The organism is Bacillus sp. T17B1 (assembly GCF_026796395.1).
In the GTDB taxonomy this organism is placed as follows: domain Bacteria; phylum Bacillota; class Bacilli; order Bacillales; family Bacillaceae; genus Bacillus; species Bacillus spizizenii_A.
In genome coordinates this window covers 1-13,912 of the sequence record NZ_JALAYA010000030.1, presented here as the reverse complement: position 1 = coordinate 13,912, position 13,912 = coordinate 1, and the positions used below count along the sequence as shown (strand labels likewise).

19 protein-coding genes are annotated in these 13,912 nt (G+C 41.6%); 5 read left to right on the top strand and 14 right to left on the bottom strand.

All coding sequences use genetic code 11. The features are described 5' to 3' along the window. Positions 1 to 15 precede the first annotated feature (15 nt). Together MOF34_RS14490 and secG are read right to left on the bottom strand one after the other, a co-directional pair. Positions 16 to 756: an alpha/beta hydrolase gene (locus tag MOF34_RS14490; protein ID WP_014115170.1), complete on the bottom strand. Its 741-nt coding sequence runs from the start codon at positions 754 to 756 to the stop codon at positions 16 to 18. Positions 757 to 887: 131 nt separating this feature from the next. Continuing rightward, positions 888 to 1,118: a preprotein translocase subunit SecG gene (gene secG, locus MOF34_RS14485; protein ID WP_003220028.1), complete on the bottom strand. Its 231-nt coding sequence runs from the start codon at positions 1,116 to 1,118 to the stop codon at positions 888 to 890. Between the two features lie 150 nt (positions 1,119 to 1,268). On the opposite strand from secG, the gene MOF34_RS14480 reads away from it, so the two are divergent. Beyond that, entirely contained in the window at positions 1,269 to 2,039 is a 771-nt protein-coding gene (locus tag MOF34_RS14480) for an alpha/beta fold hydrolase (RefSeq protein WP_268400622.1), read from the top strand. Positions 2,040 to 2,079: 40 nt separating this feature from the next. On the opposite strand, the gene MOF34_RS14475 is transcribed toward MOF34_RS14480, so the two are convergent. Beyond that, positions 2,080 to 2,313, bottom strand: coding sequence for a helix-turn-helix domain-containing protein (locus MOF34_RS14475; RefSeq protein WP_003220031.1), 234 nt, complete (start codon positions 2,311 to 2,313; stop codon positions 2,080 to 2,082). Positions 2,314 to 2,463: 150 nt separating this feature from the next. Between MOF34_RS14475 and rghR the strand changes: the two genes are divergently transcribed. The 3 genes from rghR to catR all read left to right on the top strand — a co-directional run bounded on the left by rghR (position 2,464) and on the right by catR (position 3,736). Beyond that, the gene (gene rghR, locus MOF34_RS14470; protein WP_268400621.1) at positions 2,464 to 2,871 is read left to right on the top strand and encodes a transcriptional repressor RghR; all 408 of its coding nucleotides are present in this window, start codon (positions 2,464 to 2,466) and stop codon (positions 2,869 to 2,871) included. 28 nt (positions 2,872 to 2,899) lie between these two features. Further along, positions 2,900 to 3,319, top strand: a complete 420-nt coding sequence (locus MOF34_RS14465) for a helix-turn-helix domain-containing protein (protein WP_268400620.1) — start codon at positions 2,900 to 2,902, stop codon at positions 3,317 to 3,319. Positions 3,320 to 3,409: 90 nt separating this feature from the next. Further along, positions 3,410 to 3,736: a catDE operon transcriptional regulator CatR gene (gene catR, locus MOF34_RS14460; RefSeq protein WP_019715738.1), complete on the top strand. Its 327-nt coding sequence runs from the start codon at positions 3,410 to 3,412 to the stop codon at positions 3,734 to 3,736. 210 nt (positions 3,737 to 3,946) lie between these two features. Here the strand turns inward: catR and MOF34_RS14455 are convergent, their stop codons facing one another. The 11 genes from MOF34_RS14455 to opuBA all read right to left on the bottom strand — a co-directional run bounded on the left by MOF34_RS14455 (position 3,947) and on the right by opuBA (position 13,019). Then, entirely contained in the window at positions 3,947 to 5,326 is a 1,380-nt protein-coding gene (locus tag MOF34_RS14455) for a HAMP domain-containing histidine kinase (protein ID WP_268400619.1), read from the bottom strand. Continuing rightward, positions 5,317 to 5,979, bottom strand: a complete 663-nt coding sequence (locus tag MOF34_RS14450) for a response regulator transcription factor (RefSeq protein ID WP_268400618.1) — start codon at positions 5,977 to 5,979, stop codon at positions 5,317 to 5,319. The genes MOF34_RS14455 and MOF34_RS14450 overlap by 10 nt, the downstream gene beginning before the upstream one ends. A 17-nt stretch (positions 5,980 to 5,996) precedes the next feature. Further along, positions 5,997 to 6,767 carry a lantibiotic immunity ABC transporter MutG family permease subunit gene (locus MOF34_RS14445; RefSeq protein WP_268400617.1) on the bottom strand — a complete coding sequence of 257 codons (771 nt, stop codon included), beginning with the start codon at positions 6,765 to 6,767 and terminating at the stop codon, positions 5,997 to 5,999. Position 6,768: 1 nt separating this feature from the next. Then, positions 6,769 to 7,524 (bottom strand): lantibiotic immunity ABC transporter MutE/EpiE family permease subunit, encoded by a 756-nt coding sequence (locus MOF34_RS14440; protein WP_268400616.1) that lies wholly within the window; start codon positions 7,522 to 7,524, stop codon positions 6,769 to 6,771. Continuing rightward, the gene (locus tag MOF34_RS14435; protein ID WP_268400615.1) at positions 7,521 to 8,237 is read right to left on the bottom strand and encodes a lantibiotic protection ABC transporter ATP-binding protein; all 717 of its coding nucleotides are present in this window, start codon (positions 8,235 to 8,237) and stop codon (positions 7,521 to 7,523) included. The genes MOF34_RS14440 and MOF34_RS14435 overlap by 4 nt, the downstream gene beginning before the upstream one ends. A gap of 13 nt (positions 8,238 to 8,250) precedes the next feature. Further along, complete coding sequence (locus tag MOF34_RS14430; protein ID WP_268400614.1) at positions 8,251 to 8,748, bottom strand: NisI/SpaI family lantibiotic immunity lipoprotein; 498 nt, start codon at positions 8,746 to 8,748, stop codon at positions 8,251 to 8,253. A gap of 583 nt (positions 8,749 to 9,331) precedes the next feature. After that, positions 9,332 to 9,442, bottom strand: coding sequence for a gallidermin/nisin family lantibiotic (locus tag MOF34_RS14425; RefSeq protein WP_080010376.1), 111 nt, complete (start codon positions 9,440 to 9,442; stop codon positions 9,332 to 9,334). A 164-nt stretch (positions 9,443 to 9,606) separates the two neighbouring features. Further along, positions 9,607 to 10,278, bottom strand: a complete 672-nt coding sequence (locus MOF34_RS14420) for an ABC transporter permease (protein WP_268400613.1) — start codon at positions 10,276 to 10,278, stop codon at positions 9,607 to 9,609. A 16-nt stretch (positions 10,279 to 10,294) separates the two neighbouring features. Continuing rightward, the gene (gene opuBC / locus MOF34_RS14415; RefSeq protein ID WP_268400612.1) at positions 10,295 to 11,194 is read right to left on the bottom strand and encodes a choline ABC transporter substrate-binding lipoprotein OpuBC; all 900 of its coding nucleotides are present in this window, start codon (positions 11,192 to 11,194) and stop codon (positions 10,295 to 10,297) included. A gap of 11 nt (positions 11,195 to 11,205) precedes the next feature. Then, the gene (gene opuBB, locus MOF34_RS14410; RefSeq protein WP_019715747.1) at positions 11,206 to 11,859 is read right to left on the bottom strand and encodes a choline ABC transporter permease OpuBB; all 654 of its coding nucleotides are present in this window, start codon (positions 11,857 to 11,859) and stop codon (positions 11,206 to 11,208) included. 14 nt (positions 11,860 to 11,873) lie between these two features. After that, positions 11,874 to 13,019 (bottom strand): choline ABC transporter ATP-binding protein OpuBA, encoded by a 1,146-nt coding sequence (opuBA, locus tag MOF34_RS14405; protein ID WP_268400611.1) that lies wholly within the window; start codon positions 13,017 to 13,019, stop codon positions 11,874 to 11,876. Positions 13,020 to 13,303: 284 nt separating this feature from the next. Here opuBA and MOF34_RS14400 point away from each other — a divergent pair, with 284 nt between their 5' ends. Further along, a complete protein-coding gene (locus MOF34_RS14400) occupies positions 13,304 to 13,837 on the top strand; it encodes a GbsR/MarR family transcriptional regulator (protein WP_268400610.1) in 534 nt (177 codons plus the stop codon). The last annotated feature ends 75 nt before the right edge of the window (positions 13,838 to 13,912 follow it).

Below are 13,912 nucleotides of genomic sequence, written 5' to 3'. Positions count from 1 at the left end.
CCAACCTCCTGTTGATTACCAATCGAGCTTCTCTAAAAATTCATACACATCCTGATGGACGAGGTCCCGTTCTTTGTCTAGCGTAATGACATGGCCTGATTCCTCGTACCATTTCAGCTGTTTATCATCAGTTTCTACTTCGTTGTAAATAATATTGGCGCTTTCGGTATTAATCATGTGATCGTGACGTGCCTGCACCACAAATGTCGGTGAATAAATCATATCGACATTGTTCCGCACATCGGCAATTAAGTCTTGCAGCGCCTTAAGAGTGTTCATCGGCGTTTTTTCGAATTCCTTCATTTCCTCTTCAATTTGCTCCGGGTTTTTCCCCTCGAATTTTTTGTAATTGCGAGCGTATGAAAGGACGCCCTGATACATGACCTCTTCACTCTTAATATGCATCGGTGCGCACATTGGAACAATTCCCTTTATGGGTACAGTGTAACCCAATTTCAGCGAAAAAACCCCGCCAAGCGACAGTCCGCAGGCAGCAATGCTCTCATAGCCCTCAGATTTCAAGTATTCATAGCCATCCATCACGTTTTTCCACCAGTCTTCAGGCCCCGTATGTACTAGTTCTTCAGGGGGCACGCCGTGTCCTTCATATTGAGGGGCGTGGCACGTATAGCCCCGTTCATTCAAGTAACGTCCCAGCATTCTTACATCCGCTGTATTTCCTGTAAAGCCATGCAGCAAAAGCACAGCTTTGTCTCCGCCTTTAAATGTAAATGGTTTTGGTGTCACAACTTTCATGCTCATGTCTCCCTTTCTATCTGCACGATCATTTTAGTTTTCCACAGTTTGATCAGAAAAAAACGCTCTGAATATCAGCCAGAAACGTGAAAAAGGCCTGACTTTACATCAGACCTTATACAAACATTGCCCTATAGGATATAAGCAAGCGCAATCGTTAACACGAAAAACAAGACTGCCAGCACAACAGTGATGCGGTGCAAAATCAAATCAAGACCTCTTGCTTTTTGTTTCCCGAAGAGCTGCTCCGCTCCACCTGAAATCGCACCAGATAATCCGGCGCTTTTACTGGATTGAAGCAAAACGACAATAATAAGTGCAATGCTGACGATAACCAATAAGGTAATCAAAACCGCGTGCATCCCATACACCTCCAGACTCACTGGCCTACATTACTTCTATTTTACATGAAAAGGGTTGGCATGTCACGCTGTATCAGACGCCAAAAGGCGGGATAATACGTTTGATCTTGGTTACCCTATTCATATGAAAAGGCCAAAAGGAGAAAAACAATGCCCCTTATCAGCATAGCCAGCAAAAAACATCTTTATTATGAGGAATATGGACAGGGAACTCCTATCATCTTTATCCACCCGCCGGGCATGGGGCGCAAGGTTTTTTATTATCAGCGCCTTCTATCCGAGCATTTCAGGGTGATTTTCCCCGATTTAAGCGGCCACGGTGACAGTGATTACGCGGATCAGCCCGCCTCGATTTCTTATTACGCAAACGAGATTTTGCAATTCATAGACGCTCTGCATATTGATAAGGCTGTGTTATTCGGGTATTCCGCCGGCGGCTTAATTGCGCAGCATATCGGCTTTACCCGCCCGGACAAAGTGTCTCATCTTGTTCTATCCGGCGCTTACCCCGCTGTACAGAACGTAATCGGAGAGAAGATTCACAAGACGGGGATGTATCTGCTCGAGAAAAACGACGGTTTGCTCATAAAAATCCTTGCCGTCAGCCACACAAAAAATCAAGAGCTTCGGCACATATTGACAAGCCATATGAAAAAAGCAGACCTAGCCCATTGGCATCAATATTATCAGGATTCGCTCCGCTACAACTGCATTGAACAGCTGCCTCATTTACACATGCCAATGCTGTTTATGTATGGCGGCCTGCGGGACTGGACCTTCCCAGCTTCAAGCTATTACCGCAAAGCTTGCAGCCATGCCGAATTTTTTAGATTGGAATATCAGGGACATCAGCTGCCGACCAAACAATGGAAAACATGCAACGAACTGGTGACAGGGTTTGTGTTGACACATCATTCATAGGGATAGAAAACGCTTGGTCTCCTTGCGTTTTTTGTTTCTCTTATTGACTTTTGTCAATAAAATCATAGTAAAAAAGATCCTCAAATTTCAAATTAAAATAGTGAAGCATTTTACCGATCACAAGCTGCCCCGGCCGTCTTTCTCCATTCAGCACGCGGCTAAGTGTGGCGGGTGAGACTCCGATTTCCAGCGCAAGCTGATTAAGGGAATAATCATTATTGACCATATACTGCAATACATAATCACGTCTAATCTGAATCTTTTCTACTGGCACTTTCCTCACCATCCATTCCTGGAAAACTTTTTCTATACTTTTACATTACGGCTTATGTTAACTTTTGTCAATACATTTCCAGCCTACCTATTTCCTTTAGTCAATAAACATACTAAAATATGAGTAACAGTGAGGGACGGGGTGAGATACATGGAAAGCTTTGGCGAACAATTGCGGGCATTGCGTGAAGAGAGAAAATTAACAGTCAACCAGCTGGCGACTTATTCAGGCGTAAGCGCAGCCGGCATCTCCAGAATCGAAAACGGCAAACGGGGCGTTCCCAAACCTGCCACCATAAAAAAACTGGCGGAAGCTTTAAAAATTCCTTATGAAGGGCTTATGTATAAAGCAGGTTACATCGAAGAAGTGCATGAAGCCAGGGCTCCTTATGAAACAAAGTGCAAGCTGCTTGAAAAAGCGGAGGCCTATGACCTGAAAAACCTTGCTCTTCTTAAGAATGAAAAGTGGCAATATCTCAATAAAGAAGATTTGCTCATGCTGGATCATTATTTCTCGTTTATTTCAGACGAAGCCAAAAAACGGTCTGATGATAACTAACTTTTGACAGAAATGTGAGGCGATCACCATGTCACCGTTCGGACAGCAATTACGGGAGCTGCGCCGCGCCCGCAAACTGACAGTGAATCAGCTTGCGGTATACTCAGGCATAAGCTCCGCCACCATTTCCAAAATTGAAAACGGCAAGCGGGGCACGCCAAAACCTGCCACTATCAAAAAATTGGCGGCCGTACTCAAAGTTCCCTACGAAAACCTGATGGCTGCCGCAGGCCATATTCGGCCCTTTCCAGAAGAAATCCGCGAAGCTTCGGAAAGCTATCAGTCCATATATGACATTTATCAAACGGCTGTCATTCGCGGAGCGGAGCACCTCCCGATTTTCAATAGCCAAAAATGGGGATATCTCTCAAAGCAGGATATTGAAAATCTCAGCAAATACTTCGATTTTTTAGCCTCGGAAGCAAAAAAACGAACCTCTACTTCTTAATTCCTTATATCTTTTCTCCATATTCTCAGTCACGCTTGCATACCTTCCCTCGTTATTTGCGTTATAATAGTGTCAGACGAGGTGAAAAGTATGAACCAATCAGAAATGTGTCCTAGATTTGAAAAAGCAGTCGACATCTTGAGTAAACGCTGGGTCGCTTTAATCGTATTTCAGCTTTTGAACGGATCGCAGCGATTTAGCGAAATTGAAGCAGCACTTCCAAATCTAAGTGGCAGAGTTCTGTCAGAACGGCTGAAAGAACTTGAGCTTGAAGGAGTGGTGAAGCGGGAGGTCATCCCTGAAACTCCGGTTCGCATCGAATATTCATTGACCGATAAAGGAAAGGCGTTAGCCCCCATCTTGGGTGAGATTTCTAAATGGGCGACGGATTGGATTGACCCTTCCTTTCTTGACTAATTGCTAAAACGGTTCTGATCTCAAACGCGAGAAAAGAGCCGTTTTTATTTTTCATTTGCCAGGTGAAAAAACGATTTCTCAGCCGATACATAGTAGAACCATACATTGCGTTTTAGCCGAAAAGCTTGAGCAGCTAGCGAAAGAGCTTCATGAGAAGATGGATCAGTTCACCATTCTAAAAATAACCTACGTCCAGATAGGACGTGGGCTTTATTCGTTTCTTAAGGGTATTTTTACTCGAACCTCTGCTCCACCGGCTATAGTGTTCCCAAGAGTAAGTTCTCCATTATGAAGATTCACTGCATTTTTTGCAAAAGTCAACCCCATTCCATAATGACCTTTAGAATGACGGCTCTTGTCATCCATATAAAAAAGTTCTGTGGCTTTTTTTAACCCCATTTCCGAAAATCCATTTCCCGTGTCTTTTACCAAAAAATAAAATATCTCAGAATCGCATTCTGCATGTACCGAGACGGTGCCGCCTTCCGGTGTATAATCAACTGCATTTGTTAAAATATTCAATAATGCCCTATGTAACAATTGCCAGTCTATTTTCGCTTCTTTCATTAGATTTTCTTTTTTGAATGAAATGTTTATATTTTTATTTCCTTTATAGGCGGATATATCTTTCACTAGAGTTTCTGTCAACTCATCTACAGATGCTTTCTCCAAATGAATCGTTAAGGCATCCTCCGTTTTCGAAAGATGAATCAGCTGATAAATATATTGTTCAATTTGATTTCCTGCTCCAAGAATATACTTTGTATACTCAGCTTGTTCTTCGTTTTGCATTGACAAGCTGAGTAATTCAGCATTCCCCTTAATAATGGTGATCGGAATCTTGATATCATGTGCCAAAGCACCTATTTGTTCTTTCTTGTTTTTTTCTAAACGCCACTGTGCCTCAAGTGAGGACTGGAGAGCATCTCTCATTTCAATCAACGAGTCAATCACATCATCGAATTCCTTAATATGTGTAAATTCGGGAGTGAAGTGCAAATTTTGCTCTTTTATATATCGAGTGATTACGTTCAATGTCTCAAAATGTTTTCTTAATCTATTCGCAAAGTAAGTTGTTATAATAGAGATAACTATAATGAGCAAGATAATCAAAATACAAATACTCGTTAATTCATAATTAGGAAGGTATTTTCTTAGTAAAGGCGAACTGAAATCGGCACGCAATGAATATTGCAAAACGCAATATTCATTACCTCTATCAATCACCAAATATCCTTTTTGCCTATAATTTACATACGGTTTTTTTTCAATCTTCTTTTTGACCAGCTGCAGATCTTTTTCTTTAATAGTTCCAGCTGTTTTTTGTTTTGTTTCTTTGTTAAGAATGGCATATGACATTGTATCAGGAATCATATCGGCAGTTACTTTGTCGATGGTTTCCAGCTTCGGCGCAAGTTTTTCCGCTTCTCGTTCATTATAATTCGCTGGGTATGAGAAACCAGCATTCATTGCGATCATATTCATAAATATATATAGCAGAGTAAGTGCGAGCAAACTAATACATAGGGTCACCATATACTTTATCAGTTCTCTCAGAAGCGTTTTCTGACCCTTAAAAGCTATTCCCATTTGTACCCAACGCCCCATACCGTTTTAATGGGATCTACATGATGCTCTTTACATTTTTTTCGAATCGTTCGAATAAATTCAGTAATGGTTGAATGCAAGGCATTCCCCTCTATTCCGTATATCTCCTCATAAATTTGTTCTCTTGAAAAAGTTCTTCCTTTATGCTGAGCCAAAAATTCACAGATTTTATATTCATTTTTTGTTAGGTTGAGTTTGTTGTTATTGATAAATACTTCTTTACTATCAAAATGAAATAAAAAACCGGAGATCACTCTCTTCGATTGATGTTTATCTCTCCGTTCTCTTCTTAAGTGAGCATTCACTCTGGCACTAAGCTCTCTAACGCCGAACGGCTTTGTAATATAATCATCTCCGCCGGTTATAAGGCCTTTTACTATTGCTTCTTCTTCCGTTTTAGCTGTGAGGAATAAAATGGGACAATCAACCGATGGCCGTATCTGTTTACATAACTCAAAACCATCAATATCTGGCATCATCACATCAAGCAAAATTAAATCATATCCTTGAAATACATCATGCGGCTGTCCATGAACATGATCTAAAATATCAACTTGATGCTGGTCACGGCGCAAAATATTTTGTATCAGGACAAGAATATCTTTTTCATCATCGACAGCAAGGATTTTTGCCATTTCCCGGCCCCCTCATACTATTCAAACGTTTTTCTGCCTTCCCATTTACTAAACCATATAAGACTGGCAATGATTGTACATATTATACCAAAAACCATCATCAATACCCCTGAATTTATTTCTTGCATTAATAAAGGATGATCCCCTTGATTTACTTCTTTAAAGTGAAGTACTCCATTTAAACTTGACAATCTAATCCCCCAGGCCCATGGGTTAAATTTCCATATGGCATCCCCTAATCCAGTGTTCATTAGAGCTGTCATGAGCAGGCCTGCTCCTCCTATCAGGACAGAAGCCCCCATTCCAAACATACAACTGATAAAAAAGTAAATACAATACAGGACTACACTGCCTGCAACTAGCCAGGCACCACCCATTATAAAAATATCGTAAGACAAATCCGGCACTTTTAAAATAAATTTTAATCCAATGAAATAGATGAATAGTGCTAAACCAATAGAGCAAATCTCCAAGAAAAGCAGCATGAACACTTTACTCACATAAGCAACGATTTTCGGAGATGTGCTCCCTAGTAACACATGAAATTTCCCTGCCTGTTCTTCTAAGGATGCAGTCATTCCACATAGCACCCCGATGAGCAGCGGTAACGCAACTGCGGTAGCTTCCATAAAAGACTTATAAAGGTGAAATTCACCTTGATCTCTTCCGTAAAAATACAAAATCAATATAACTGAACAAACGATAGGAATGATAAGATGCAGCCACAAAAAAGAGGTGTGCTTGCTCTTCTGGAAATCAGCTTGTAAACACCTCAAAAGCAATTTCACCTTACATCGCCTCCCGCTTATACATTTTGTAATCAGTTGAAGGGGCAAACGAACGGCTGGTCAGAAATGCCAGTATCAAAAAAAATAAAATTGAAATCACTATGGCAGGAGGCACAACCATCCAACTCAGCAAAGGATCATTGTTTTCGAGTAGCAAACCGTTAGGATGTATACTAATGGTTGGACACATCATTCGAATTGGCCAGCTCCAAGGAATGAACCACCAAAAGGCACGAGATGCCGGCATAACACCGAGAACTAGCGTCCCTATGAAATTTAACATTACCGCCATTGTAAATCCCCACTTTTTTGCCACAAATAAACAGAGCGGAATTTGCCAAAGACTTGTCAACCAAAGCAATAAGCTCGCGGCAACTATAGAAGGCGAAATGATGGAAAAATCAGCTATAACGAATCCCATGAGTAACATAAAAACTAAAAATACAACCTGAGATAATAGTGAATAAATTGCAATAATAATGATCTTAGCGTACCATAATTTCCCTAGATCTATAGGCAATGAATACGTACCATTATAATGAGAGGCCTTTTTTTCTTTTTGATGAGATAAAGAACAAAATAAAGCAATCATCACTGGCATAAATATAATAGACCACCAGTTATAAGTTCCTGGTACAAAAAATTGAGTGTTCATTAAAAAAGAAAAACCTATATTAAGAAGAGGTACAAAGATAATCATTTTTCTGGAAAACGTCCTCTTAAACTTTAGGTTATCGGCTTTTATATAATTTATCATCTTTTTACACCTTCTTTTTCACGAGTTGACTTTACAACTTCCATAAACAAGTGCTCCAAATCATCAGCCTTGTTTATTTCACCCTGGTACCCAAGATGACCGTCGATGATAATCCCAATATGATCTGCTATTTGCTCGACTTCTGAAAGTATGTGACTAGATAAAATCACCGTTATACCTTCCTGAGGAAATGAGCGAATGAGGTCCCTGAGCTCTTGTATACCTATTGGATCTAACCCGTTTGTAGGTTCATCAAGAATTAATAGTTTAGGATGGTTTAATAAGGCGATTGCAATTCCAAGCCGCTGCCTCATCCCCATCGAAAATTGGCCTGCTCTTTTCTTTCCAGCATGCTGCATATCCACAGTCTTTAGCACACTGTGTATGCGATCTTCTGAAAGACCGAGCAGCGTGGCATGTACTTTCACATTTTCAGAAGCAGTTAAATTATCGTAAAGAGGCGGAGCTTCTATTAACGATCCTATAGTTTGCAGATCAGATCGTTTCCATTTATGTCCATCGAAGAAAACTTCACCTGAAGTTTTCTGTAAAATTCCTGTTAAAATTTTAAGTGTTGTCGATTTTCCCGCTCCATTTGGTCCCAGCAGACCATAAATACTGTTTTTTTGAACAGTTAATGAAACATCTGCCACAGCTGTCTCTTTGCCAAACTTTTTTGTAAGACTTTTGGTTTCTAATAAGACTGTACTCATGTCACACTCTCCCTTATTCCTTTTCATTCTTTATTAAAACCGCTCGATAATACTCACGATTAAACTCAACAATGATTTCATCTTTGGCATCAAAATCTTCGTTTGTACTATAAACCTTCCCATAGCGTAATGGTTTTTTCTCTCTAATTTCATCCGGGTTTTTAGAGATATACGGTTCTTTCAGTTCTGCTTCCGACCATCTCTTTCCATCACCATCTACAAAGAAAGTTTGGCCTATCGCCCCTATTACTTTTCCTTTTTTGTCTTCATCAACTTTATCTTTCAGCTGATAAAGTTTATCGTCATAGACCACTTGATCAAGTTTTCCCTTATCAATCAGACTCTCCATTGTTTCCGATGTATCGTTTTCGTTATCATCAGTAAAATGCATTGTTTTTTTTGTTTCTTCAACAACTTTATCTTTAAACTTTGTTAATGATTGACAAGCAGATAACATAAATAAAACAATAAAACAGCCTAAAATGTTAACACTTCTTTTCAAAAACAACATACATCACCTCAATCTTATGAATTTTCCTCAATAGATGTTAAGCAATAATGGATTCTTCACCGCCATGAATCCATGTGAAGAATCCTTTTTTCCGGATGCAGACCATTCTAGAATACTTTTATCAAAATTTAATCAAAAAAACATTTCCAACTGGAAACTTTAAGCATTTGGGCGGCCATTGCCATGATCAATGCCAAATAAAAAAAGTGCGATCAGGTCACACTCCTACTCTAGATGAATCAATCTCATTTATTAATTTCCTAATAAAAAATATGATGTTCTTAGAAATATTCTTAACCATAAACCTGGTAAGTACCCTTAAGTCCTTCATCCCTTGTCTGCATTTGAGGAAGAGACTGGAATTTTTATTGGAATGTTATTCAAAACGCATGATCGAAAATAACCGTTTTTCCGTTCTACAATTGGTTCCTCCTTAAAGCCGAATATAAAAACGGGTGTGAATATAAACTCTTTCACACCCGTCATTTTTTACTTCATTTTCTTGTCCCGACTCTATGAAAATAAGTATGTATAACACTCAGAAGTGCAAGGAGTCAGAGCAAGGTGATGCTAATGGTTTTACTTATTTAGAGATTTTGCAGTTACAAGTTAGTGTTTGAAGGAAGCAAGTTTGCAATGCACCAGTTACACATCCTGGTGTACAAAGTGATTCACTTTTCCATTGCGGAGTGATTTTTGAGTCTTAGTCCTCCATATTATTCTATTTTAACCAAAATTTTTACAATAATCTATTTTTTTATACATTCTAAAAATCAAAAAAATATCAAGATCCTCCCAGTAAATACCATAAAAAAAGGACTCTTTTCCCACTCAGAAAAGAATCCTTTTTGCTTAACTCTATACACTTATTACCTTTTCTCTGCTTTTTTGTTTCACTGGATTCAACAACCTTTCAATCCAGGCCATTATCAAATCTGCTCCTATGGCCATTACCGCAGTGGGGATCGCGCCTGCGAGAATAATCGCGGTTCCGTTTGTCGCGTTTGAGCCGCGGACGATCATATCCCCAAGGCCGCTGGCGCCGACAAATGTGCCGATTGCTGTAATCCCGATGGCAATGACGAGAGCCGTGCGCAAGCCTGCCATAATGACAGAAAGCGCGAGCGGGAGCTCAACCATCCGGAGCACCTGGAATTTCGTCATGCCCATTGCTTTTCCCGATTCTAAGTAGGCATGTTCAATGGTGACAATGCCTGTATACGTGTTTCGGATAATCGGCAGGAGGGAATACAGAAATAATGATATAATCACAGTGTTTGCACCGAGCCCCATGACAAGCATTAAAACGGCCAGCATCGCGAGTGCCGGGATTGTCTGGATAACATTTGTTACGGCGAACACCCAGGCTGATAAGCGGCGATAATGCGCAATGAGGATTCCGACCGGAACCCCGACAACAGCTGCAAACAATACGCCGTAAACCGACATGAGAAAGTGGCGGCCGAATTCATCCATGACGTAGCTGCCGTTCTGCGCGTAATATGTCATTAACTGATCGAGCACGTTCATTGGCTTCGTCCTCCTTTCACGATTCGAAGTAGTGGTGCTTTTCTAAATATCCCTTGGCAACGACAGACGGTTCTTTTAGATTGCCGTCGACTTCATAGTTAAGCTCCTGCATTGTGGCTGTGTCGATTTTCCCGATCATTTTCTGGATGATGCCTTCAAGCTCAGGATGTTCTTTGAGCACTTGTTCCGGAACAACCGGAGAGCAATCGTACGGCGGGAAAAATTGCTGACCATAGGACTTGATTCTTCCATCAGTCGAATACGCGAGGACAATGTCCATTTTTCCGCTTTTCACCGCATCATACACAAGCCCGATCTGCATGGGATACGTGCCGCCGAATGTCATGCCGTAGGTTTTCGTAAAATCCTGATAGCCGTTCCCCCTGAGCTTCATCCAATAGTTATCAACACCCAGCTTTAATTGCGGCGCCCATTTTTTCACGTCTGATACGTTTTCTAAATGATATTGATCCGCCAGCTCCTTGCTGACCGTAAAGGCATACGTATTATCAAACCCGTAGGAGTCATACCATTTTAGATCATATCTTTTTTTAAACTCCCGCTGTGTTAGTGCCAGCGCTTTCTCCGGATCTTTCTCAGGTTCCATTCTCAGCGTTCCTGTCAGCGCGTCTCCCGTATATCTTGTGGCCGCAATGTCGATTTCCCCATTCATTAAGGCCTGCTGCTGAACCGCGTTGGAGCCGAGATTTTTAATGGTTGTTGTTTTAAGATCAGTATGGTGTTCGATCAACTGGCCAAGCATGCTGGCGATGATTTCTGATTCGCTCATGCTTTGCGCGCCGATTTTAATGGTCTGGTCTGAAGCGGCGCTGAGACCCGGAAGCGAACAGCCGCTCAACAGCAGCATTGCTGCAAGCGTTAACCCGATCATCCATCTGAGATATTTTCTTTTCATGAGCCGCCTCCTTATGAAACTTCCTTCAATCTCTGCATGCCGGCAGGTGTCAGTTTTCGTTCAGTCACTGCCAGCACATAATCAATCACAATCGCCAATATTGTGACGGGCACCGCGCCCCCGATGATATATTCCGGCTGATATAAATTCAGACCGATAAAAATATAATCACCCAATCCGCCGCCTCCAATAAAGGAAGCAAGCGTGGCCCAGCCGATTAAGTAAATCGTCGATGTTCTGATTCCCGCCATGATGACAGGTGCTGCAAGCGGCAGCTCCACCAGGCGGACTTGTTCAGCCGGCGTCATTCCGATCCCTTTGCCAGACTCAAGCAGGTTTTTGTTGACCCCGCGAATGCCCGTATACGTGTTGCGCAGAATCGGCAGAACAGAATAGAAAAACAATGCCACAATGGCTGGAACCTTCCCGACACCCAGGAGCGGAATAAAGAAGGCGAGAATCGCCAGACTCGGCAGCGTTTGAATGATATTGACGATACCGATAATAGTGCCGGCTCCCTTTTTCATTCTAGTAAGCACAACCCCTAGGGGAACGGCAACAAGCACGCCTAAGATGACAGAAATGAGCGAGATCGTGATATGCTCATATGTTTTATAAAGGAGTTCGCCTCCGCTGGTTTGCAAAAATTGAATAATATGATGCATGACTTGTCGCCTCCCTATGACAATACCGCGAGCTGCTTTTCTTCTCCCCAGAGGGAGTCATACACAATGTCGACCAGACTTGCTCTCGTCACAATTCCAATTAAGCGCCGATTTTCATCCACAACAGGGACATATTTGACACCCCGTTTTAAAATTTTGCGGACCGTGTCGCGCAGCAATGTGCCGCACAATACTGTGTAAAGATCTTTATGCAAAATCTCTCCTACGAGATTGGCTTTTTTTCGGCATTGATCAATGATTTCAACATCCACATAGCCTTGCAGAACGTGCCCGCCATCGACGACAAGCAATGAATCGACACGCTCCTGTCTCATCAGCTGAATCGCTTCAGAAAGCGTTTTATCCGCAGTGATCGTTACAGGCTGCGTGTTCATAATTTGGTCAACCCGTTCCACATCCGGGCTGGATGACTGGATCAGCCGCTCCTTGCCGATAAATTCCTCAACAAATTCATCTGCCGGATTTCTCAAAATATCATCGGGCGTTCCAACTTGAACGATTTCTCCCGCTTTTAAAATCACAATCCGGTCTGCCAGCTTAATTGCTTCATCCATATCGTGGGTAACAAATACGATGGTTTTATGTAAGGTTTTTTGCAGTTTTTTAAATTCTTCCTGAAGGGAATCCCTCGTAATCGGGTCGAGTGCCCCAAACGGTTCATCCATTAAGATAAGCGGCGGCTCCGCGGCAAGTGCCCGTAATACACCTATTCGCTGCTGCTGTCCCCCGCTCAATTCATGAGGGTAACGGTCTAAATATTCTGGCCCCATATCGACCAATTTCAGAAGCTCACGCGCCCGTTCTTTCCGCTGCTGCTCCGGCCATTTCAGCAGTTTAGGGACAAGAGAAATGTTCTGCTGAATGGTCATATGGGGAAACAGGCCGATCTGCTGAATAACATAGCCGATCTTACGTCTGAGCTCTACGGGGTCCTGTTCCATGATGTTTTCGCCGTCAATGTAAATCTTGCCGGCGGAAGGCTCAATTAATCGGTTAATCATTTTCATTGTTGTCGTTTTCCCGCAGCCGCTCGGACCGATAAAACAGATAAATTCGCCTTTTGCAATCTTAAGATTCACGTTGTTTACGGCTTTTTTGCCGCCCTTGTATGTTTTCGAGACATTTTCTAATGTCAGCAAACATCGCACCTCCAAAATTAAGTTTATTCAATTCGTTCAGTTCATATTTAATTTTTCAGACAATTGAATGCTTCCCATTATAGAATAAAGTTTATAAAATAAAAAGTTTACAATTTGTTCATATTGTTTATAAAGTATGTGTAAGCGCTGATTTACCCGCATTGACCTGTGATGATCTCCTTATTGCTCTAATTTCCTGCCAAATTCTCTTATTACAGCATTTCCGCTGTATCAAAAATGTGGTATATTGACATCGGAATTGTTAGCTGAAAGGATTGAAACCGTTGGAGAAAGATCCGTTAACGATCATTGAACAAGCTGAGGACCATTTAATTGAAAGAATCGCAGAAAACATGCATGCATTTGGAATGCCCTCTACCGTCGGACGTGTGCTGGGCATTATCTATATGAATCGAAAACCGATGACGCTGACCGAATTGTCTGAAGCGACCGGCATGAGCAAAACACGCATGAGCCAGGTTGTGCGGGACATGCTCGATGCCAACATCGCCGAGAAGGTGTTCGAAAAGGGCGTGCGAAAAGATTTATATGAGGTGGAGCAGGACTACTACCAAATGTTTATCACGCTTTTTACAGCCACTTGGAGTAAAGTCGTCAGCAAGAACAAAATGATGCATAAAAAACTCAATCGGGAACTGCTCAGCGTTTTGGATGAAGAGCTTACCCCTGAAGCGGAAGAAAAAGTGAATGAGCTGCTGAAGGAATTAAAGGAATGGCTCGATTATTATAATTGGCTCGGGCGATTGATTGAGTTTTTTGAGAGCGAAGAGATTTTTAAATATGTGCCGAAGCCGTAAAAAGACGCCCTGTCATTCTGAAGTGACCCCCTAAAGTTAGACACGGGTTTTCATTAGGCAGTTCTTGAGGCATGA